Genomic DNA, 22220 nt, shown 5'->3' with positions numbered 1-22220 from the left:
CTGGAATTCAATGAACGTTGAATTCGACACCCAGCGTCGCCGGTCCTCCGGGGACCGGCACAATGAGGGCCATGGTCAGCGCATCCGCCGGTTCGGCCGGTCCCGGCACGGTCAGCCCCTCCCGCGAAGACTTCCGCGCCCTCGCCGAGAGCCGCCGAGTGATCCCGGTCGTGCGCCGGGTCCTCGCCGACGGCGAGACGCCGATCGGGGTGTACCGCAAGCTCGCCGCCGACCGGCCCGGCACGTTCCTGTTCGAGTCGGCCGAAAACGGCGCGTCCTGGACCCGCTGGTCGTTCATCGGCGTCCGCAGCCCGGCGGCGCTCACCGTCCGCGACGGCGAAGCGGTCTGGACCGGCACCCCGCCGGTCGGCCTGCCCTCCGAAGGCAACCCGCTGCAGGTGCTGCGCGAGACCATCGAGGCCCTGCACACCGAGCCGCTGCCCGGCCTGCCCCCGCTGACCGGCGGCATGGTCGGCTACATCGGCTACGACGCCGTGCGCTGGCTGGAAAAGCTGCCGGAGCTGGCCGAGCGCGACCTCGACGTGCCCGAGCTGACCATGCTCCTGGCCACCGACCTGGCCGCGTTCGACCACCACGAGGGCACGGTCACGCTGATCGCGAACGCCGTCAACTGGGACGACTCGCCCGAGCGCGTGGACGCGGCCTACGACGACGCCGTGGCCCGCCTCTCCGCGATGACCGAGCAGCTGCAGGTGGCCGCGCCCGCCACCGTCGCCGCGTTCGACCGGCCCGCGCCGGAATTCACCCGGAAGCGGTCGAAGGAGGACTTCCACGCGGCCGTCGAGAAGGCCGTCGAGGCGATCAAGGCCGGTGAAGCGTTCCAGATCGTGCCGTCGCAACGGTTCGAGATCCCGACCGCGGCCGACGCGATCGACATCTACCGCGTGCTGCGGACGTCCAACCCGAGCCCGTACATGTACCTGCTGCGGCTGGAGGGCTTCGACATCGTCGGCTCCAGCCCCGAATCGCTGGTCACCGTGCGGGACGGCCGCGCGACCACGCACCCGATCGCGGGCACCCGCTGGCGTGGCGCCGACCCGGAGGAGGACGCGCAGCTGGCCAAGGACCTCCTGGCCGACGAGAAGGAGCGCGCCGAGCACCTGATGCTCGTCGACCTCGGCCGCAACGACCTGGGCAAGGTCTGCAAGCCCGGCACCGTGCGCGTCGTCGACTTCTTCCAGATCGAGCGCTACAGCCACGTCATGCACATCGTGTCCACCGTCACCGGCGAGCTGGCCGAGGGCAAGACGGCGTTCGACGCGGTCACGGCGTGCTTCCCGGCCGGGACGCTCTCCGGCGCGCCCAAGGTCCGCGCGATGGAGCTGATCGAGGAGCTGGAGCCGGTCCGCCGCGCGCTCTACGGCGGGGTCGTCGGCTACCTCGACTTCGCCGGCGACGCCGACACCGCGATCGCGATCCGCACCGCGCTGGTCAAGGACGGCATCGCGCACGTCCAGGCCGGGGGCGGGGTGGTCGCCGACTCGGTGCCGGACTACGAGGACACCGAATCGCTGAACAAGGCCCGGACCGTGCTCTCGGCGGTCGCCGCCGCGCAGACGATGGTGGCGGCGGGCGCCTTCGACCCGGCCGCGGACTCCGCCCATGTCTGACACGCCGGAAGCCGGCCCGGTGGCCGCGGCCGCCCCGGCGGCGAAGCGTCCACTGTGGATGATCGTGCTCGCCCTGCTGCTCGGCGCGGCCGCGCTGTGGGGTGCGTCACGGCTGACGTGGTTCGCCGAGTTCCGCGACGGCGGCGTGCGCGGGATCGTCCTGTACCGCGAGACCGGCGAGCAGCGGGCCACCGCGCTCGTGCCGCTGGCGCTGCTGGCACTGGCCGGCGTGGCCGGGCTGGTGGCCACCGGGGGCTGGGCGCGGCGCGTGCTGGGCGTCGTGCTGGCACTGGCCGGCGTGGCGGCGGTCTGGAGCGGCGTCGACGGCGTCCGGTTCTCCGGCTACGCCGACGGCCTGCCGGTCGCCCAGATGCTGCTCGGGCGCGGCCTCGCGGTGCTCGGGGGAATTCTCGTCGCCGCCGGCGGGTTGGCAGCCGTCAAGGGCGCGGCCCGGGCCACCCGGCTCGGCGCGAAGTACGCGGCCCCGGCGACCCGGAAAAAGGTCCGTGACCCGGACGCGGAGCTGTGGGAGGCGCTGTCCGAAGGGGAAGACCCCACGGACGTCCGGGGCAGGCATTCGGAGTAACGCGCACACCCGGAACCGGGCGGCTCGGATGCGGGGGTTAGCATCGTTTCGGCGGGAAGGGGAAGGTTTTTGTGAGCGACCTTGCGAGTGAATCCGTGAGCACGCGCCCTGGTGGGGGCGCCCGGTGAGCGTGCTCGAAGACATCGTCGCCGGCGTGCGGGAAGATCTCGCCGTGCGGGAATCCGCGCTGCCGTTCGACGAGCTGAAGATCCGCGCGGCCGCCGCCCCGGCGCCCCGCGACGTGATGGCCGCCCTGCGCGAGTCCGGCATCGGCGTGATCGCCGAAGTCAAGCGGCGCAGCCCCTCGAAGGGCGAGCTGGCCGAGATCCCCGACCCGGCCGCGCTGGCGAAGGACTACGAAGCCGGCGGGGCGCGCGTGATCAGCGTGCTCACCGAGCAGCGCCGCTTCGGCGGCTCGCTGGCCGACCTGGACGCGGTCCGCGCCGCGGTGGACATCCCCATCCTGCGCAAGGACTTCGTCGTCAGCCCGTACCAGGTGCACGAGGCCCGCCTGCACGGCGCCGACATGGTGCTGCTGATCGTCGCCGCGCTGGAGCAGAACGCGCTCGTCGCGCTGCTCGACCGCGTCGAATCGCTCGGCATGACAGCGCTGGTGGAGATCCACAACGCCGAGGAGGCCGACCGGGCCCTCGAGGCGGGTGCCAAGGTCATCGGCGTCAACGCGCGCAACCTGCACACCCTCGAGGTCGACCGGGACGTCTTCTCGCGGCTGGCCCCCGGCCTGCCGATGGACGTCTACAAGGTCGCCGAGTCCGGCGTCCGCGGCCCGGGCGACCTGATGTCGTACGCCGGCCACGGCGCCGACGCGGTGCTGGTCGGCGAGGGGCTCGTCGCCTCCGGCGACCCGAAGGGCGCCCTGGTCAAGCTGGTCACCGCCGGTTCCCACCCCGCCTGCCCGAGGCCGTCGCGGTGACCGAGCAGCACGACAAGCACGACCCGGACGAGCGCGGCTACTACGGCCCGTACGGCGGGCGGTACATGCCGGAGGCGCTGATCGGCGTCGTCGACGAGGTCGCCACCGAGTACGACAAGGCCCGCCACGACCCGGAGTTCCTGAACGAGTTCAACCGCCTGCTGCGCGAGTACGCGGGCCGCCCGTCGCTGCTCACCGAGGCCAAGCGCTTCGGCGAGCACGCCGGCGGCGCGCGGGTGTTCCTCAAGCGCGAGGACCTCAACCACACCGGCTCGCACAAGATCAACAACGTGCTGGGCCAGGCGCTGCTCACCAAGCGGATGGGCAAGAAGCGGGTCATCGCCGAGACCGGCGCGGGCCAGCACGGCGTCGCGACGGCCACCGCGTGCGCGCTGCTCGACCTCGACTGCGTCGTCTACATGGGCGAGGTCGACACCGAGCGCCAGGCGCTGAACGTGGCCCGCATGCGGCTGCTCGGCGCCGAGGTGATCCCGGTCAAGACCGGGTCGCGGACGCTGAAGGACGCGATCAACGAGGCGCTGCGCGACTGGGTCACCAACGCCGACACCACGCACTACCTCTTCGGCACGGCGGCCGGCCCGGCGCCGTTCCCGACCATGGTGCGCAACTTCCACCACGTCATCGGCACCGAGGCCCGCGAGCAGATCCTCGAGCAGGCCGGGCGCCTGCCGGACGTCGTCGCGGCCTGCGTCGGCGGCGGGTCGAACGCCATCGGCATCTTCTCGGGCTTCTACGACGACCCGTCGGTGCGGCTGGTCGGGCTGGAGCCGGGCGGCGAGGGCATCGAGGGCAACCGCCACGGCGCGACGCTGACCAAGGGCACCCCGGGCAACCTGCACGGCGCGATGACGTACCTGCTGCAGGACGAGGACGGCCAGACGGTCGAGTCGCACTCGATCTCGGCCGGGCTGGACTACCCGGGCGTCGGTCCCGAGCACGCGTGGCTCAAGGACACCGGCCGCGCCGAGTACCGCCCGATCACCGACGCCCAGGCGATGGACGCGTTCAAGCTGCTGTCGCGCACCGAGGGCATCATCCCGGCGATCGAGTCGGCGCACGCGCTGGCCGGCGCGCTGGAGCTGGGCCGCGAGCTGGGCCCGGACGGGCTGATCGTGGTCAACCTCTCCGGCCGCGGCGACAAGGACATGGACACGGCGGCCAAGTGGTTCGGACTGGTGAACGAATGAGCGGGCTGGACGACCTCTTCGCGACGACCCGCGCGGAGGGCCGCGCCGCGCTGGTCGGCTACCTGCCCGCGGGCTTCCCGACGGTCGAGGGCTCGAAGGACCTGATCGCGGCCTGCGTCGACGGGGGAGCGGACCTGATCGAGGTCGGCGTCCCGTATTCGGACCCGGTGATGGACGGCCCGACGATCCAGGCGGCCTCGGTGACGGCGCTGGACAACGGCTTCCGCCTCAAGCACGTGTTCGAGGTGGTGGAGTCGGTGGCTTCGCGGGGCGGCCGCGCGGTCGTGATGACGTACTGGAACCCGGTGAACCGCTACGGCGTGGACCGCTTCGCGCGCGACCTCGCCGCGGCGGGCGGGCTCGGCCTGATCACCCCGGACCTGATCCCGGACGAGGCCGGCGCGTGGCTGAAGGCGTCCGAAGAGCACGACCTGGACCGGACGTTCCTGGTGGCGCCCTCGTCTTCGGAGGAGCGGCTCGCCCTGACGGCGGCCGCGTCGTCCGGCTTCATCTACGCGACCGCGGTGATGGGCGTGACGGGCGCGCGCGACCAGGTCGGCGCGGGGGCCGAGGAGCTGGTCCGCCGCACACGAGCGCACACTTCCCTGCCGATCGGCGTGGGCCTGGGCGTGCGCTCGGGCGACCAGGCGGCCGAGGTGGCCTCGTTCGCGGACGCGGTGATCGTGGGTTCGGCGCTGGTCACCGCGGCGGCCGAGGGGACGGCCGGGGTGCGTGCCCTGTCGGCCGAGCTGGCCGACGGTGTGCGCCGGGCGGTCGCGACCGCCTGACCCGGAGCGCGCCCGTTCGTCCATCGAGCAGGACGTGGGGTACCTCCCGCAAATCGCGCGGCCGGACGAGCGCCGGGGACACCTCCGGCGCTGCGGCAGCGCGCCCGAGACGGTGACCGCGGGCGGAAATCCCCGGCCCCGCGATTACGCCGAATGCCAATTCTTCGCCGGTTTCCTCGGCATTCGGGCCAATTCGTTGGGAATTGACTTCCCGGAAACGTCCCCGACCGGGAAAGAATACGCCGCCGAAGATTGACTCTTACGGACGGGAAAGATCGGCGCTAAGGTCTTGCTCGCCGCTCCACGGCCGTTCGCAGGCGAACCCCTTCAGTGAATGCCGGGCAAACCCGTGCGCGGTTCCCGTGCACTGCCCGATATCGGGTTCCGCTGCGTGGCGAGCACCTGAAGTCCCTGTTTCCGACCGCCCACGAGGACCTCATCGATGTCAGTGCAGTTACCCGCCCCCGGTCGGGCAGCGCGCCCGCCGATGGGTCGAGCCCTGTTCGTCCTGCCGGTCGCGATCGTCCTCACCGGCGGCGCCTGCTGGTGGCTGGCGGCCGGTGTCTCCGCGGCGGACCGGACGGTCGTGGCCTGGTCCGGCGCGGTGGCCGCCGCGGTGGTGTGCGCGGCCGTCACGGGCCTCGCGTACTGCGCGCAGCTGGCACGCCACTTCCGTGACCGGATCGCGGTGGTGGACGCGGAGGCCGCCCGGCTCGCCGACGAGACGCTGCCCGCGGTGGTCCGGCGCGTGCGCGACGGAGCGTCGGCGGACACCGCGCTCGCCGAAGTGCCGGCGTCCGTCGGCGGCGCGCACCGGCGGCTGCTCGAGACGGTCGCGCGGGAGATCGGCCGGGGCGAGCGCATGCGCGCGGCCACGATGGCGGCCTGCGCCAACGCCGCCGGCCGCGTGCAGGCGCTGGCCACCAGCATGCTGGCCGACCTGCGCGAAATGGAAGGCCGGTACGACGAAAACGTCCTCGGCGACCTGCTCGAACTGGACCACAGCACCGCGCAGGCGGGGCGCCTGGCCGACAGCATCGCGGTGCTGACCGGGGCCCGGTCCGGCCGGCGCTGGACCAAGCCGATCGTGATGGAGAGCATCCTGCGCGGGGCGATGGGGCGCATCAGCGCCTACCAGCGCGTGCGGACGCACTCGACCAGCACCGTCGCGGTCGCCGGGTACGCCGCCGAAGGGGTCATGCACGCCCTGGCCGAACTGATGGACAACGCCACCAGCTTCTCCCCGCCGTCGGAGGACGTGCACGTCTACGTGGAGGAGGTGCACGCGGGTGTCGTCGTCACGATCGAGGACAGCGGCCTCGTCATGAGCGCCGCCGCGCTGGAGCGTGCCGTGCGGGCGGTGTCCGCCGAGCCGCTGGACCTCACCACGCTCTCCGGGACCCGGCTGGGGCTGGCGGTGGTGGGGTGCCTGGCGCGCAAACACGGGCTGACCGTGCACTTCCGGCCGTCCGCGCGGGGCGGCACCGGCGTGGTGGTGATGATCCCGCGCACCCTGATCTCCCAGCCCGAACCGGACGCCCCGCCGGCCACGCCGAGCCCGGCGGAGGTGCGCACCGCGCCCGCCAAGGTGCCCGCCGCGCCCGTCCCGCCCGCCGAGTCCGAAGTGGAGAGTGAACTGTCCGGGCTGCCGCAGCGGCGGCGCGGGCAGACGCTGGCGGCCGCGCCCAAGCCCGTCCCGGCACCGGCGGCGAGTCCCGCCCCGGCGCGGGCCGACGCCGGGGCGAAGTTCAGCGCGTTCCACGCGGCCGGCCGGGGAACCCGCCCTTCTGCTCCCTCGGAGGACCGCCGATGAACACCACGGACCACGACCTCGACTGGCTGCTGGAGAACCTCCTGGGCAAGACGCCGGGCACGCGGCACGCCCTGGTGCTGTCCAAGGACGGCCTCAAGCTCTGCCACACCCGCGGGCTCACGATCGACCAGGCCGACCAGCTGGCCGCCATCGCCTCGGGCATCCAGAGCCTGGCCTACGGCACGTCGATCGAATTCGGCGACGGCACCGGCGGCGTGCGCCAGTCCATGACGGAGTTCCACGGCGGGATGCTGTTCATCGTGGAAGCCGGCGCCGGCGCGCACCTCGCCGTGATCGCCGACGACGAGGCGGACGTGGGCCTCGTCGGCCACAACATGAACGAGCTGGTCGAGCAGCTCGGCGAGTACCTCACCGCGCCGCCCCGCCCCCAGCACACCGGGGCCGGATGAGATGAGCCGGGAACACCTCCACCGCGAGGACCCGGACCGGTTGTACACGGTCACCGGCGGGCGCAGCCGCGCGAACGAGAGCGCGCTGGACCTGGTGACGCTGATCGTGAGCGAAGGCGATCCGGTCCCGGGCATGCAGTCCGAGCACGTCAAGATCCTGCACCTGTGCCGGCACCCGACGGCGATGGTCGAGGTCGCCTCGGAGCTGGGCCTGCCGGTGAGCGTCGTGAAGATCCTCCTGTGCGACCTGCTCGACACCGGCCGGGTGACCGCCCGCCACCCGTCCTCGGCTCCCGTCGACACCGATCTGCCCGACCTCGAAACCCTGAAGCAGGTACTCGTTGGACTCAAGAAGCTCTGAGCAGGACGTCCGGACCCCGCTGCCGAGCACCGCCAGGGACGGGCTGAAGATCGTGATCGTCGGCGGGTTCGGGGTCGGCAAGACGACCATGGTGCGTTCGGTCAGCGAAATCCGCCCGCTGAGCACGGAGGAAACCATGACGCAGGCGGGCGTCGGGATCGACGTCGGCGCCTCGCACGGCAAGACCACCACCACGGTCGCGTTCGACTTCGGGCGGATCAGCCTGAACGAGCACATGGTGCTGTACCTGTTCGGCGCCCCGGGCCAGGAACGGTTCTGGTTCCTCTGGGACCGCCTGTTCGCCGGCACCCTGGGCGCGGTCGTGCTGGTGGACACCGACCGGCTGGCCGATTCCTGGTACTCCATCGACCGCCTCGAGCACCACGGGACGCCGTTCATCGTGGCGCGCAACAACTTCGGCGAGCCGAAGCACTCCCTCGACCAGGTGCGCAAGGCGCTCGACCTGTCCGCCGAGGTGCCGCTGATCGACTGCGACGCCCGCCGCCGCGACTCCAGCAAGACCGTGCTGCTCACCCTCGTCCACCACCTCTTCGCCCTGTCCTCCGCCCGGGAGACCGCTTCATGACCACTCCTCAGCCCGTCGTCGCCACGCGCTTGTCCGGGCCGCAGTTCCAGCAGAAGTCCGCGGATCTCTACGCGGAGATGCGGCGCGCGCACGGGCCGGTGGCCCCGGTCCTGCTCGACGGGGACGTGCCGGCGTGGCTGGTGCTGGGCTACCGCGAACTGCAGCACGTCGTGAGCAACCCGGAGGCCTTCGGGCGGGACTCGCGGCGCTGGAACGCCTGGGACCGCGTCCCGCCCGACTGGCCGTTGCTGCCGCTGCTCGGCTACCAGCCCACGATGATGTTCGCCGAGGGCGCCGAGCACCGGCGGCGGGCCGAGGCGCTCGACGAAGCGCTCGGCGCCGTCGACCAGTTCGACCTGGGCGCGCGGGCCCAGCAGGTGGCCGACCAGCTCATCGACGCCTTCGCCGGGAGCGGCGAGGCCGACCTGATCACCCAGTACGCCGACGGGGTGCCGCTGCCCGTCGTCGCCCGGATGATCGGCGTGCCGGAGGCGGAGACCACCGAACTGGTCAACGACGTCTACCGGACGCACGCCGCCGGCGAAGGCGCGAACGAGGCGTACGGGCGCGTCCGGGACAGGGTGCGGCTGCTGGTCGAGACCAAACGCCGCGACCCCGGGCCCGACGTCACCTCGCGGCTGCTGGCCCACCCGGCCGCGCTCGCCGACGAGGAGATCACCGAGGACCTGCTGCACCTGATGAACGCCGGGCAGCTGCCGACCGCCTACTGGATCGGCAACACCCTGCGGCTGATGCTCACCGACGACCGCTTCGCGATGACGCTGTCCGGCGGCCGCCGCAGCGTCGGCCAGGCGCTCAACGAGGTGCTCTGGGAGGACACGCCCACCCAGAACTTCCCGGGCCGGTTCGCCGCCCACGACCTCCGGCTCGGCGGCAGGCAGATCCGCAAGGGCGACCTGCTCATCCTCGGGCTCGCCGCGGCCAACCAGGACCCGCTCGTCCGGCCGGTCCCGCAGGCGTCGACCGGCAACCAGGCGTACATGTCGTTCAGCCACGGCGACCACCGGTGCCCGTACGCGGCCCAGGAGATCGCCAAGGTGATCGCCGAGGCGGCGATCGAAGTGCTGCTCGACCGGCTCCCGGACGTCGTGCTGGCGGTGCCGGCCGAGGAGCTCGAGTGGCGGCCGTCGCCGCTGTTCCGCGGCCTGGCGGCGCTGCCGGTGCGGTTTTCGCTGGCCTGGTGACGCCTTTTGTACGAAAGCTGTACGCCGCCGCGGGAGAGTCCGCGCCATGGACATCGCACACCTCCCGCGGCGCAGCTTCCTCCGCGGTGCCGCCGGCCTCGCCGTCGCCGGGGCCGCCGGCCTGGTCCTTCCCGGGGCGGCCCGAGCCGCGGGCACCGAGCCGCGGATCTACAGCTGTGCCGAGTGGGGTGCCCGGCCGCCCGCCGACGCGCTCACCACGCTCGACCACCCGGCGAACCGGATCCTCGTCCACCACATCGCCAGCGCGAACAGCACCGACTACTCCCTGGCCCACGCCTTCCAGGTCGCGCGGGACGACCAGCACGACCACATCGACAACAACGGCTGGGCCGACACCGGCCAGCACTTCACCGTCAGCCGCGGCGGGTACCGGCTCGAAGGGCGCCACGGCAGCCTCGACGCGCTGCGCGGGCGCACCACGATGATCCAGGGCGCGCACTGCCCGGGGCAGAACACCAACGCCATCGGCATCGAGAACGAAGGCCTCTACACCAGCGTCGAGCCGCCCGAGGCGCAGTTCGCCTCGCTCGTGGTCTTCTGCGCCTACATCTGCCGCCAGTACGGCATCCCGGTCGAGGAGATCAAGGGCCACCGCGACTACTACAACACCGAATGCCCGGGCGACAAGCTCTACGCCAAGCTCCCGCAGCTGCGCAGCGAGGTCGCCAAGGCGCTCAGGTCAATGTAGGTACCGCACCAGGGCGCACAGCTCGTCCGGCGGCAGGGCGCCGAGCCGGTCGAGCTCGCCGCGGCGGACGTCCACCAGCGTCGTGGCCAGCTCCGGGCCGAACGCCGACGTCAACGCCTGGTCGGCTTCGAACGCCGTCACCGCTTCGGCCAGCGAGGTCGGCAGCCGTTCGGCGGCGGGCAGCGTTCCGGGGTCGACGTCGACCGGCTCCGGCAGGCTCTCCCCGGCCTCGACCCCGGCCAGGCCCGCGAAGATCAGGGCGGCCACCACCAGGTACGGGTTCGCCGTCAGGTCGAAGCACTTGACCTCGAAGTTCGCCGCCCGGTCGCGCTGCCCGGCCGGGCCCTGGACCAGCCGCAGCGGCGCCTCGCGGTTTTCCAGGCCCCACACGCGGAACACCCCGGCCCAGTGGTGCGGTTCGAGCCGCAGGTAGCTGACCACCGAAGGCGCGCCGATCGCCAGCAGCGCCGGCAGCCGGGAGAGCAGGCCGGCGCCGAACGCCTCCGCCGTCTCCGTGAGCCCGAACCGCCGGTCGCCGCCGGCGCACAGGTTGCGGTCGCCGTCCCAGATGCTCAGGTGGACGTGGCCGCCGTTGCCGACGCCGTCCGGGGCGAACTTCGGTGTGAACGACGCCCGCAGCCCGTACTGCTCGCTCACCGTCCGGATGGTTTCGCGGGTCAGGACCGCGACGTCCGCCGCGCGCACCGGGTCGCCCGCCGCGACCGAGACCTCGAACTGCCCTGCCGCGTACTCCGGGTGGATCTGTTCCACCGCGACACCCTGGGCGGCCAACGTGGACACCAGCTTGCGCAGGTAGCCCGCCTGCGACGAAAGCCGCGCGAAGCCGTAGGCGGGACCCGCGGTGGCCGAGCGCGGGTCGTCCGGCGCGTCGGCCGCCGTGACGACCCACTCGATCTCGAACGCCGTCCGGGCGTTGTAGCCCAGGTCCGCGAGCCGGGCCGTCGCGGCGGCGGCCAGCGCCCGCGCGTCCTGCGGGTGCGGCTCGCCTTCCTGGTCGTACCGCCAGGCCGGCGCCCACGCCCAGCCCGGCTGCGCGGCCAGTGGCACGAGCGCGTCGAGGTCCGGGTGCAGCCGCAGGTCGCCGACCGGGCCGCGCGAATGCGTGCCGCCCGCGATGTCGTCGGTGGCCAGGAAGAAGTCGAACGAGTTCGACGCGCCCACGCCCCAGGCCGCGGCGGACCACAGCCGGTCCACCGGAACCGCCTTCACCCGCGCGATGCCGCTGTTGTCCACGAAGGTCAACGCGACGAGCTCCACGCCGGCGGCGCGCAGGGCGTCGGCCCGGAGTGCGCCTTGTTGCGCGAGTTCTGCCCGATCGAGCTGGCTCATCCTGCCCCCGTCGATGTTCACTGAGTTTTCTCGCCTGGGAAAGAGGTGAAGATCGTGTCAGACACCCTCGAAACCCGTCCAGGGTTGCGCCGGACGCTGTCGGTCTGGCAGGCCGTCGGCCTGTCCGTGGCGTTGATGGCTCCGAGCATGGCCGCCAACATCAACCCCCAGCAGACCGCGGCCGCCGCCGGGCGCGCCGTGCCGCTCGCCTTCCTGCTCTCCGCGGTCGGCGTCCTGCTGGTCGCGTACGGCTTCGTCAAGCTCTGCCGGTACTACCAGCACGCCGGTTCGGTGTACGCCTTCGTCGGCGCCACGCTCGGCCCGCGCGCGGGCGTCGTCTCCGGCATCGGGCTCCTCGGGACGTACACGTTCTACGCCGTCGTCACGAGCTCGGCCGCGGGGACACTGGGCACGGCTTTCCTGACCCAGACCGGGATCTGGCCGGATCCGCCGTCCTGGGGCCCGTTCGTGCTGACCGCCGTCGCGCTGGCCGGGGCGTGGCTGCTGGCCGTGCTGCCCGCGCGCCGCGGCACGAGCACGCTGCTCGCCGTCGAAGGGGCGACCATCGCGGTGATCCTGCTGGTCACCGCGGTGATCCTCGTCCGGCTGGTTGCCGGGAACGCCCCCGGCGGCGCGCGGTTCACGATGTCGGTCTTCGTCCCGGAGACCGGGCTGTCCGGGGTGTTCCTCGGCGCGGTGTTCGGGTTCCTGTCGTTCGCCGGGTTCGAAGCCGCCGCGACGCTCGGCGAGGAAACCCGCGACCCGAAGCGCAACATCCCGCGCGCGATCCTCGGCACGGCGGTCTTCGGCGGCCTCTACTTCGTGGTGGTGACGGCCGTGGAGATGATGGCGTTCGGCGGCGACGCGGGCGCGTTCCACGACTCGCCGTCCCTGCTCGGCGACCTCGGCAGCCGGTACGCGGGCGCCTGGGTCGGCGACGTGATCAGCGTGGGCGCGGCGATCAGCGCGTTCGGCTGCTGCCTGGCCTGCGTCGTCGGCGGTTCGCGGCTGCTCTACGCGCTGGGCCGCGACGCGGGCGGCGGCCTCGGCCGGACGTCCTCGCGCGGGACGCCGGTGGCCGCGGTGAGCGCCGTGACCGCCGCGGCGGCGCTGGTCATCGTGGTGTGCGCGGTGTTCTTCGGCGCGACCGCGTCGGACACGTTCGCCTGGTCGGGTTCGATCGGCACGCTCATCCTGCTGGTCATCTACCTGCTCACCACCATCGGCGCGATCCTGCTGCTGTTCGTCAAGCGCCGGCTGCGCGTGCCGGCCTGGCACCTCGTGTTCCCGATCGGCGCGCTTGCCGTGCTCGGGTACACCGTGTACGTCAACGTGGTGCCGTACCCGGCCGAGGGGCCGGCGCGGTGGTTCCCGGTGGTGGCCGCGGCGGTGCTGGTGCTCGCGGTGCTCGCCGTCCTGTCCGCGCCCGGGTTCGCTCGTAGGGTGGGGGAGAGGCTGACGAGTGTGGACGGAGGCGCATGACCGGGTTGCTCCCGTTCGTCGCGGACCTGCCGCTGGTGGACCACCACTGCCACGGCGTGGTGACCCGTGACGTCACCCGCGGGGACTTCGAGGCGATGCTGACCGAGGCCGACGCGCCCTCGCCGCTGGGCACGAGCCTGTTCGAGTCGCTGATCGGGCTGGCCGTGCGCGCCCGCTGCGCGCCCGTGCTCGACCTGCCGAAGCACGCCCCGGCCGAGGCCTACCTGCGGCGCCGCGCCGAACTGGGCGCGGCCGAGGTGGCCCGGCGGTTCCTGCGGGCCACCGGCACGACCGACTTCCTGCTGGACGGCGGGTTCCTGCCGGACGCGCTGACCACGACCGCCGGGTTCGCCGGGCTGGCGGGCGCCCGCGCGCACGACGTCGTCCGGCTGGAACAGGTGGCGGAGGCGGTGATCGGGGGAGCCACCGCGACCGGGTTCGCCGCCGCCTTCGCCGACGAGCTGGGGAAACGCGCGGAAAAGGCCGTCGGGCTCAAGTCGATCGCCGCCTACCGGGTCGGGCTCGGGCTGGCGGGTTCGCCGCCGTCGCCGTCGGAGGTCGAAGCCGCGGCCGGGCGCTGGCTGGCCGCGGGCGGCGGGCGGCTGGCCGACGAGGTGCTGCACCGCCACCTCGTCTTCACCGGCCTCGACCTGGGCCTGCCGGTGCAGTTCCACGTCGGCTACGGCGACGCCGACGTCGACCTGCACCGGTGCGACCCGCTGCTGCTCACGCCGCTGCTGCGGGCCACGCGCGGCCGCGGTGTGCCCATCCTGCTGCTGCACAACTACCCGTTCCACCGCCACGCCGCGTATCTGGCGCAGGTTTTCGAGCACGTGTTCGTCGACGCCGGGCTCATCACGCACAACGCGGGGTTCCGGGCGCCGGCCGTGCTGGCCGAGCTGCTGGAGCTCGCGCCGTTCGGGAAGGTGCTCTTCTCCACCGACGCCTTCGGCCTGGCCGAGCTGTACCACCTGGGCACGGCCCTGTTCCGGCAGGGCCTGTCGGACTTCGTGCGCGCCGCGCTCGACGCCGACGCGATGTCCGAAAAGGACGCCGTCCGGCTGTGTGCTTTGGTGGGACACGAGAACGCGAAGAGGATCTACCGCTTGGAGCCCGTGTGAGTGATCTGTGGACCCGGTGGACGCAGGCGATCGCCGCCGAACTGCCCGCCGCCGTCGAGCTCCGGCACGCCGTGCACGCCGACCCCCGCGGCTCCGGCGACGAGGAGGACACCGCCCGGCTGGTGGCCGGCGCGCTCGGCGCGGGCGAGGGCACCCGCGTCGCCAAGACCGGCCGCGCGATCCCGCTGCCCGGCGGCGAAGGCCCGGCCGTGGCGCTGCGGGCCGAGCTCGACGCGCTGCCGGTGCTGGAGGGCACCGGCGTGCCCTGGGCGTCCGGGAACGAGTTCATGCACGCGTGCGGCCACGACGTCCACCTCGCCGCGCTGGTCGCGGTCGGCCGCGCGGCGGTCCGCGTGGGCGTGCCCCGGCCGATCCTGGCGCTGCTGCAGCCGCGGGAGGAGACGTCGCCGCCCGGCGCGCTCGACGTCGTCGAGTCCGGGGTGCTGGCCGCGCACGGGGTGGACACGGTGATCGGCGCGCACGTGCAGCCGCGGATCGCGCACGGCGTCGTCTCGGCGGTGCCGGGACCGGTGAACGCCTCGACCGACGAGTTCGAGGTCACCATGCACGGCCAGGGCGGCCACGCCGGCTACCCGCAGCTGCTGCGCGACCCGATCCTGGCGCTGTCGCAGCTGGTGGTGAGCCTGCAGCAGCTCGCGTCCCGCCGGATCGACCCGGTGTTCGGCGCGGTCTGCTCGATCGGCCGCATCCAGGGCGGCGCGGCGGCCAACGTCGTCCCGAACAGCGCGAGCGCGTTCGGCTCGCTGCGCCTGATGCGCGCGAAGGACCGCGAACGCGCCCTGGAGACCCTGGCCGACATCGTGCACGGCACCGCCCGGGCGCACGGCTGCACGGCCGAGCTGGAGATCAGCCCGTGCGAGCCGGTCCTGGACAACGACGCCGCGCTGGCCTCGGGAGCCCAGCGCTGGCTGCGGCACGCGGGGTTCGTGGTCGACGAGGCGTTCCGTTCGTTCGGCGCGGACGACTTCGCCCACTACTGCGGCGGCGAGACCCGCGGGCTGATGATGTTCGTCGGCCTCGGCGACACGGCCGGCGTGCCGAGCCTGCACGACGAGCGGTTCCTGCCGCGTGACCAAGCCGTCACCCAGGTCGCGCACGCGCTGGTGGCGGGCTACCTGGCCGCCTTGGATGCTCCGGCGCCTTAGCGCTACGGTGGCCGCGTGATGAGCGCCTACCTCGCGACGATCCCGAGCCCCGACCGCGGTGTCTGGCACCTGGGACCGATCCCGCTCCGCGCGTACGCCCTGTGCATCATCGCCGGCATCGTCGTGGCGATCTGGTGGGGCGAGCGACGCTGGATCGCCCGCGGCGGCACCAAGGGCACGGTGATCGACATCGCGGTGTTCGCGGTGCCGTTCGGCCTGGTCGGCGGCCGGTTGTACCACGTGATCACCGACCCGGAGCTGTACTTCACCGAGGGCCGCAACCCGTGGAACGCGTTCGCGATCTGGGACGGCGGCCTGGGCATCTGGGGCGCGATCGCCCTCGGCGCGGTGGGCGCGCTCATCGCCTGCCGCCGCAAGGGCATCCCGCTGCCGGCGATGGCGGACGCGGTCGCGCCGGGCATCGTCGTCGCGCAGGCGATCGGCCGCATCGGCAACTACTTCAACCAGGAGCTCTACGGCGCGCACACGGACCTGCCGTGGGGCCTGGAGGTCTACCAGCGCTTCAACGTCGACGACCCGAACAACCTGCTGAACGGTGTCGCGACCGGGCACATTCCGCTGGACGTCAGCCCGGTCCACCCGACGTTCCTGTACGAGCTGATCTGGAACCTGCTGGTCGCGCTGCTGGTGGTGTGGGCGGACCGGCGCTTCAAGCTGGGCCACGGCCGGGCGTTCGCGCTGTACGTGGCCGGGTACACGGTGGGCCGCGGCTGGATCGAGATGATGCGGACCGACACCGCGAACCACATCCTCGGGCTGCGGGTGAACGTGTGGACGTCGATCCTGCTGTTCCTGGGGGCGATGGCGTACTTCGTGGTCGCCGCGAAGCGGGGGCCGCGGGAGGCGCCGGAGACGCTGGTGAGCAAGGACGCCGAGCCGGCTTCGGACTCGCCTGCGGAGGCGGGCGTGGCCGAGGCTCCCGTCGCCGAGCAGGCGGAGCCGGAGTCGGCGGCCGCTGGTGAGCCGGAGTCGGCGTCCGGCGGGGAGCACGCGAAGGTGGCAGCTCCGGCCGCCGAGAAGCCGGCTTCCGCGGAGGCATCGGCCGAGGAGCCGAAGAAGACCGACGAGAGCTGAGCGGCTTTCCGAAGGCCGTCGCCGGGATGCCGGTGGCGGCCTTCGTCGTGTGCGGGGCTGGGGCGCCGCCCCCGGTTTCCACGCTATCGGGAGGCACCGACAGTTTCGGGCGGGCTCAGCCGAGGTCGGGCAGGCCCAGTTCCAGGTTCGGCACCTGCAACCCGCCGTCGACCTCGAGGATCTTGCCGGTGATGTACCCGCCCGCCCGGGACGCCAGGAACACCACCGTCGCCGCGATGTCCTCCGCTTCGCCGATCTTGCGCAGCGGTGTCGCGGACTCCATCTTGTCCTTCAGCTCCGGGTTGCCGACCACGATCTCCAGTGCCGAGGTCGCCACCGAACCCACCGAGATCGCGTTCACCCGCGCCTTCGGCGCCAGGTCCGCCGCCGCCAGGCGCGTGTAGTGCGCCAGGGCCGCCTTCGCCGTTCCGTACGCCGCGAACCCGCGGCCCGCGACGCGGCCCATCACCGACGAGATGTTGACCACCGAGCCGCCCGCCTTGACCAGGTGAGGCGCCGCCGCCACGGTCAGCGCGTGGGCCGTCGCGACGTTGAAGCGGAACGCCTCCTCCATGAACTCCACCGTCGACTCCAGCAACGGGCGCGGGTACGTGCCGCCGACGTTGTTGACCACCAGGTCGAGGCGGCCGAACTCGGACACCGCCGTCTCGGCCAGTGCGGCCGCGGCGTCCGGTGAGGACAGGTCCACCGGTACTCCGACCGCGCGGCGGCCTGCCGCCGAAACCCGCGCGGCGACCTCGTCGAGCTGGGACTCGGTGCGGGACGCGATGACCACGTCGGCGCCCGCTTCGGCGAGGGCCACCGCGGTGGCCGCGCCGATTCCGCGTCCGGCGCCGGTGACCACCGCGACCTGGTCGGTGAGCTTGAACCGATCGAGGATCATGCGGCGAAATGTAACACGTTCTAGTGACCGCGGACACAGTGCACCGATCACGTCACGTTAGACTTGACGGGAGTTTCCGGGCCGTATACTTAGCCGAACGAACTACTGGAAGCTTATCAGGAACTACGTCGTTCCGCGCAGCCAGATCGTTACCGTCCGACGCCGTCCGGGGCGCTCTGAGATGCTGCTGCCATGTTTCCCAGGTGTTAAAGTCGCGCTAACGAAGCGGGCCATCGTCGTCCCGTGCGCTCCCCCGGCCGGTAGCCCGGCCCCGCACGACAAGACGACGAAGGAGGTCCCGTTGATCTTCTCCGCCATGCCCGGCAAGCAGGGTCTGTACGACCCGGAGACCGAGCAGGACTCCTGCGGTGTGGCCATGGTGGCCGACATCCGCGGACGCCGTTCCCACGGCATCGTCACCGACGGCCTGGCCGCGCTGACGAACCTCGACCACCGCGGCGCCGCGGGCGCCGAGCCCACCAGCGGCGACGGCGCCGGCATCCTGCTGCAGCTGCCCGACGCGCTGCTGCGCGCCGAAGCCGGTTTCGAGCTGCCCGTACCCGACGAACAAGGCCACCACACCTACGCCGCCGGCATCGCCTTCCTGCCGCAGGACGCCGAGCAGCGCCGCAAGGCCGTCGAGCTGGCCGAACGCGTCGCCGTCGAAGAGGGCCTGGAGGTCCTCGGCTGGCGCGAGGTCCCGGTCGACGCCGACCGCGCCGACATCGGCCCGACCGCCCGCTCGGTGATGCCGCACTTCGCCATGCTTTTCGTCAGTGCCGACGGAAAGTCCGGTCTGGACCTGGACCGGCTCGCCTTCTGCCTGCGCAAGCGCGTCGAGCACGAAAGCGCGAACGCCGGCTGCGGCACCTACTTCCCGTCGCTGTCCTCGCGGACGATCGTCTACAAGGGCATGGTGACGCCGGAGCAGCTGCCCGCGTTCTTCGCCGACCTGCGTGACGAGCGGTTGGAAAGCGCCATCGCGCTGGTGCACTCCCGCTTCTCCACCAACACCTTCCCGTCGTGGCCGCTGGCGCACCCGTTCCGGTTCGTGGCCCACAACGGCGAGATCAACACCATCCGCGGCAACCGCAACCGCATGCGGGCCCGCGAAGCGCTGCTGGAATCCGACGTCATCGAGGGCGACCTTTCGCGGCTGTTCCCGATCTGCTCGCCGGACGCCTCGGACTCGGCGTCCTTCGACGAGGTCCTGGAACTGCTGCACCTGGGCGGCCGGTCGCTGCCGCACGCGGTGCTGATGATGATCCCGGAGGCGTGGGAGAACCACGCCACCATGAAGCCCGAGCGCCGCGCTTTCTACCAGTTCCACGCGAGCCTGATGGAACCGTGGGACGGCCCGGCCTGCGTCACCTTCACCGACGGCAGCCTGGTCGGCGCGGTGCTGGACCGCAACGGCCTGCGCCCGGCGCGCTGGTGGCGCACGGCCGACGACCGCGTCGTGCTGGCCAGCGAGGCCGGTGTCCTGGACGTCGCGCCGAAGGACGTCGTCGCCAAGGGCAGGCTCAAGCCCGGCAAGATGTTCCTGGTCGACACCGAGGCCGGCCGGATCGTGGACGACGAAGAGGTCAAGTCCGCGCTGGCCGCCGAACTGCCCTACGACTCGTGGCTGCACGCGGGCCTGCTCCAGATCGCCGAGCTGCCCGACCGCGACCACGTCGTGCAGAGCCACGACTCGGTGCTGCGCCGTCAGCTTTCCTTCGGCTACACCGAAGAAGAGCTCAAGATCCTGCTCGCGCCGATGGCCGAGAAGGGCAGCGAGCCGATCGGCTCGATGGGTTCCGACACCCCGCCCGCGGTGCTGTCGCAGCGATCTCGCCTGCTCTACGACTACTTCAAGCAGAACTTCGCCCAGGTGACGAACCCGCCGCTGGACGCGATCCGCGAAGAGCTGGTCACCTGCATGGCGCGGATCATGGGCCCGGAGCGCAACCTCCTGGCCCCGGGCCCGGCCTCCTGTCGTCATCTGAAGCTGCCGTACCCGGTCATCGACAACGACGAGCTCGCCAAGCTCATCCACATCAACGACGACGGTGACCTCCCCGGGTTCGCCTGCAGTGTCCTTTCCGGACTGTACGAAGTGGACGGTGGCGCCGAGGCGCTGGCGAGCGCGATCGAGCGCGTCCGCCGTGAGGCGTCCGAGGCCATCGCCGCCGGCGCGCGCACGCTCGTGCTGTCCGATCGCGACTCCGACCACCGGATGGCGCCGATCCCGTCGCTGCTGCTGGTCTCCGCGGTGCACCACCACCTGGTCCGCACCAAGGAACGCCTGCGCGTCGCGCTGGTCGTCGAGTCCGGCGACGCGCGCGAGGTGCACCACATCGCGCTGCTGCTCGGCTACGGCGCCGCCGCGGTCAACCCCTACCTGGCCTTCGAGACCATCGAGGACATGATCGGGCAGGGCGCGGTCACCGGCATCGAGCCGGCGAAGGCGGTCCGCAACTACGTGCAGGCGCTGGTCAAGGGCGTCCTGAAGATCATGTCCAAGATGGGCATCTCCACGGTCGGCGCGTACACCGCCGCCCAGGTCTTCGAATCGCTCGGACTGAGCCAGGACCTGCTCGACGAGTACTTCACCGGGACGTCGTCGAAGCTCGGCGGCGTCGGCCTGGAGGTGCTCGCCGAAGAGGTCGCGACGCGGCATCGCCGTGCGTACCCGGAGAACCCGACCGACCGCGTCCACCGTGGACTCGAGACGGGCGGCGAGTACGCCTACCGCCGCGAGGGCGAGCTGCACCTGTTCACGCCGGAGACGGTGTTCCTGCTGCAGCACGCGTCCAAGACCGGCCGCGACGAGGTCTACCGCAAGTACACCGACGAGGTGCACCGCCTCTACCGCGAGGGTGGCACGCTGCGCGGGCTGTTCTCCTTCAAGGACGGCGTGCGCGAGCCGGTGCCGCTCGACGAGGTCGAGCCGGCCGAGGCGATCTTCAAGCGCTTCAACACCGGCGCGATGTCGTACGGCTCGATTTCCGCCGAGGCGCACGAAACCCTCGCCATCGCGATGAACCGCATCGGCGGCCGGTCCAACACCGGTGAGGGCGGCGAGGACCCCGAGCGGCTCTACGACCCCGAGCGCCGCAGCGCGATCAAGCAGGTCGCTTCCGGCCGGTTCGGTGTCACCAGCGAGTACCTGGTCAACGCCGACGACATCCAGATCAAGATGGCGCAGGGCGCGAAGCCCGGCGAAGGCGGTCAGCTGCCGCCGAACAAGGTGTACCCATGGATCGCGCGGACCCGGCACTCCACGCCGGGCGTCGGCCTGATCTCCCCGCCGCCACACCACGACATCTACTCCATCGAAGACCTGGCCCAGCTGATCCACGACCTCAAGAACGCCAACGAGCACGCCCGCATCCACGTGAAGCTGGTGTCCTCTTTGGGTGTCGGCACGGTCGCGGCGGGCGTGTCCAAGGCGCACGCGGACGTCGTGCTCATCTCGGGCCACGACGGCGGCACCGGCGCGTCCCCGATGAACTCGCTCAAGCACGCGGGCACGCCGTGGGAGATCGGCCTCGCCGAGACCCAGCAGACGTTGCTGCTCAACGGGTTGCGCGACCGGATCACCGTGCAGGTGGACGGCGCCATGAAGACCGGGCGCGACGTCGTCATCGCGGCGCTGCTCGGCGCCGAGGAGTACGGCTTCGCGACGGCCCCCCTCGTCGTCGCGGGCTGCATCATGATGCGCGTCTGCCACCTCGACACCTGCCCGGTCGGCGTCGCCACGCAGAGCCCCGAGCTGCGCAAGCGCTACACCGGCCAGGTCGAGCACGTGGTCAACTTCTTCAAGTTCGTCGCCGAAGAAGTCCGGGAAACCCTGGCGGCGCTGGGCTTCCGCACGCTCGACGAGGCCATCGGCCACGCCGAGCTGCTGGACACCGACGAGGCCGTCGACCACTGGAAGGCGTCCGGTCTGGACCTGGCGCCGATCTTCGAGATGCCCACCGAGACGCCGTACGGCGGCGCCAAGCGGCGCACCCGCGGCCAGGACCACGGTCTCGAGCACGCCCTGGACCGCACGCTGATCCAGCTCGCCGAGGCGGCGCTGGAAGACGCGCACCAGGTCAACATCGAGCTGCCGGTGCGCAACGTCAACCGGACCGTCGGCACGCTGCTCGGCTCCGAGATCACCCGCCGCTACGGCGGGGACGGGCTGCCCGAGGGCACGATCCACGTCACGCTCACCGGCTCGGCGGGCCAGTCGCTCGGCGCGTTCCTGCCGCGCGGCATCACCCTCGACATGGTCGGCGACGCGAACGACTACGTCGGCAAGGGTCTCTCCGGCGGCCGGGTCGTCGTCCGTCCCGACCCGGAGGCGTCCTTCGCCGCCGAGGCGCAGACGATCGCGGGCAACACGATCGCCTACGGCGCCACCGGCGGCGAGATCTTCCTGCGCGGCCAGGTCGGCGAACGCTTCTGCGTCCGCAACTCCGGCGCCACGGTCGTCGCCGAAGGTGTCGGCGACCACGCGTTCGAGTACATGACCGGCGGCCGCGCGGTGGTGCTCGGCCCGACCGGGCGCAACCTGGCGGCCGGCATGTCCGGCGGCATCGCCTTCGTCCTCGACGTCGACGCGAAGAAGGTCAACCAGGACATGGTGGACCTGCTGCGGCCGACCGCCGACGACCTGGCGTGGCTCAAGAAAACCGTGCAACAGCACTACGATCTCACCCGCTCCGCGGTGGCGGCCTCGCTGCTCGGCGACTGGCCGCGCCGCTCCGTGGCGTTCACCAAGGTGATGCCGCGCGACTACCAGCGGGTCCTGGACGCGGCGAAGGCGGCTCGTGCCGCGGGCCGCGACGTCGACGAGGCGATCATGGAGGCCGCTCGTGGCTGACAATTGGCGAAGCCCC

18 protein-coding genes are annotated in these 22220 nt (G+C 72.2%); 16 read left to right on the top strand and 2 right to left on the bottom strand.

The genetic code is table 11. From position 1 onward, the window contains the following. The first annotated feature begins 71 nt into the window (after positions 1 to 71). The 11 genes from ACWEGE_RS20020 to ACWEGE_RS19970 all read left to right on the top strand — a co-directional run bounded on the left by ACWEGE_RS20020 (position 72) and on the right by ACWEGE_RS19970 (position 10231). A complete protein-coding gene (locus ACWEGE_RS20020) occupies positions 72 to 1631 on the top strand; it encodes an anthranilate synthase component I (protein WP_449661940.1) in 1560 nt (519 codons plus the stop codon). 58 nt (positions 1632 to 1689) lie between these two features. Further along, entirely contained in the window at positions 1690 to 2217 is a 528-nt protein-coding gene (locus tag ACWEGE_RS20015) for a Trp biosynthesis-associated membrane protein (protein ID WP_449662027.1), read from the top strand. Between the two features lie 124 nt (positions 2218 to 2341). After that, positions 2342 to 3151, top strand: a complete 810-nt coding sequence (gene trpC / locus ACWEGE_RS20010) for an indole-3-glycerol phosphate synthase TrpC (RefSeq protein ID WP_449661939.1) — start codon at positions 2342 to 2344, stop codon at positions 3149 to 3151. Then, a complete protein-coding gene (gene trpB / locus ACWEGE_RS20005) occupies positions 3148 to 4359 on the top strand; it encodes a tryptophan synthase subunit beta (protein ID WP_449661938.1) in 1212 nt (403 codons plus the stop codon). Before trpC ends, trpB begins: the two co-directional genes overlap by 4 nt. Next, a complete protein-coding gene (gene trpA, locus ACWEGE_RS20000; protein WP_449661937.1) occupies positions 4356 to 5147 on the top strand; it encodes a tryptophan synthase subunit alpha in 792 nt (263 codons plus the stop codon). The genes trpB and trpA overlap by 4 nt, the downstream gene beginning before the upstream one ends. Positions 5148 to 5634: 487 nt before the next feature. Continuing rightward, positions 5635 to 6960 (top strand): ATP-binding protein, encoded by a 1326-nt coding sequence (locus ACWEGE_RS19995; RefSeq protein WP_449661936.1) that lies wholly within the window; start codon positions 5635 to 5637, stop codon positions 6958 to 6960. After that, a complete protein-coding gene (locus ACWEGE_RS19990) occupies positions 6957 to 7370 on the top strand; it encodes a roadblock/LC7 domain-containing protein (RefSeq protein WP_449661935.1) in 414 nt (137 codons plus the stop codon). The genes ACWEGE_RS19995 and ACWEGE_RS19990 overlap by 4 nt, the downstream gene beginning before the upstream one ends. Before the next feature lies 1 nt (position 7371). Next, positions 7372 to 7731 (top strand): DUF742 domain-containing protein, encoded by a 360-nt coding sequence (locus tag ACWEGE_RS19985; protein WP_449661934.1) that lies wholly within the window; start codon positions 7372 to 7374, stop codon positions 7729 to 7731. Positions 7732 to 7783: 52 nt separating this feature from the next. Continuing rightward, positions 7784 to 8317, top strand: coding sequence for a GTP-binding protein (locus ACWEGE_RS19980; protein ID WP_449662026.1), 534 nt, complete (start codon positions 7784 to 7786; stop codon positions 8315 to 8317). Beyond that, positions 8314 to 9522, top strand: coding sequence for a cytochrome P450 (locus tag ACWEGE_RS19975; protein ID WP_449661933.1), 1209 nt, complete (start codon positions 8314 to 8316; stop codon positions 9520 to 9522). The genes ACWEGE_RS19980 and ACWEGE_RS19975 overlap by 4 nt, the downstream gene beginning before the upstream one ends. 46 nt (positions 9523 to 9568) lie before the next feature. Further along, positions 9569 to 10231 carry a peptidoglycan recognition protein family protein gene (locus ACWEGE_RS19970; RefSeq protein WP_449661932.1) on the top strand — a complete coding sequence of 221 codons (663 nt, stop codon included), beginning with the start codon at positions 9569 to 9571 and terminating at the stop codon, positions 10229 to 10231. Here ACWEGE_RS19970 and ACWEGE_RS19965 read toward each other — a convergent pair. Continuing rightward, the gene (locus tag ACWEGE_RS19965; RefSeq protein WP_449661931.1) at positions 10223 to 11581 is read right to left on the bottom strand and encodes a glutamine synthetase; all 1359 of its coding nucleotides are present in this window, start codon (positions 11579 to 11581) and stop codon (positions 10223 to 10225) included. The genes ACWEGE_RS19970 and ACWEGE_RS19965 overlap by 9 nt on opposite strands. Before the next feature lie 54 nt (positions 11582 to 11635). Here ACWEGE_RS19965 and ACWEGE_RS19960 point away from each other — a divergent pair, with 54 nt between their 5' ends. Genes ACWEGE_RS19960 through lgt form a run of 4 tightly spaced genes read left to right on the top strand, consistent with a single transcriptional unit; the run spans position 11636 to position 16445 of the window. Next, positions 11636 to 13063 (top strand): APC family permease, encoded by a 1428-nt coding sequence (locus ACWEGE_RS19960; protein ID WP_449661930.1) that lies wholly within the window; start codon positions 11636 to 11638, stop codon positions 13061 to 13063. Continuing rightward, positions 13060 to 14184, top strand: coding sequence for an amidohydrolase family protein (locus ACWEGE_RS19955; RefSeq protein ID WP_449661929.1), 1125 nt, complete (start codon positions 13060 to 13062; stop codon positions 14182 to 14184). Before ACWEGE_RS19960 ends, ACWEGE_RS19955 begins: the two co-directional genes overlap by 4 nt. Beyond that, complete coding sequence (locus ACWEGE_RS19950; protein WP_449661928.1) at positions 14181 to 15350, top strand: M20 metallopeptidase family protein; 1170 nt, start codon at positions 14181 to 14183, stop codon at positions 15348 to 15350. Before ACWEGE_RS19955 ends, ACWEGE_RS19950 begins: the two co-directional genes overlap by 4 nt. Before the next feature lie 18 nt (positions 15351 to 15368). Beyond that, positions 15369 to 16445 (top strand): prolipoprotein diacylglyceryl transferase, encoded by a 1077-nt coding sequence (lgt, locus tag ACWEGE_RS19945; protein WP_449661927.1) that lies wholly within the window; start codon positions 15369 to 15371, stop codon positions 16443 to 16445. A gap of 115 nt (positions 16446 to 16560) precedes the next feature. On the opposite strand, the gene ACWEGE_RS19940 is transcribed toward lgt, so the two are convergent. Further along, the gene (locus ACWEGE_RS19940) at positions 16561 to 17349 is read right to left on the bottom strand and encodes an SDR family oxidoreductase (protein WP_449661926.1); all 789 of its coding nucleotides are present in this window, start codon (positions 17347 to 17349) and stop codon (positions 16561 to 16563) included. 301 nt (positions 17350 to 17650) lie between these two features. Between ACWEGE_RS19940 and gltB the strand changes: the two genes are divergently transcribed. Further along, complete coding sequence (gene gltB / locus ACWEGE_RS19935; protein WP_449661925.1) at positions 17651 to 22204, top strand: glutamate synthase large subunit; 4554 nt, start codon at positions 17651 to 17653, stop codon at positions 22202 to 22204. Positions 22205 to 22220: the final 16 nt, after the last annotated feature.

The organism is Amycolatopsis sp. NPDC004747, assembly GCF_053601335.1.
The sequence above is the reverse complement of the archived record's forward strand: the minus strand, read 5'-3'. Positions and strand labels throughout refer to the sequence as shown.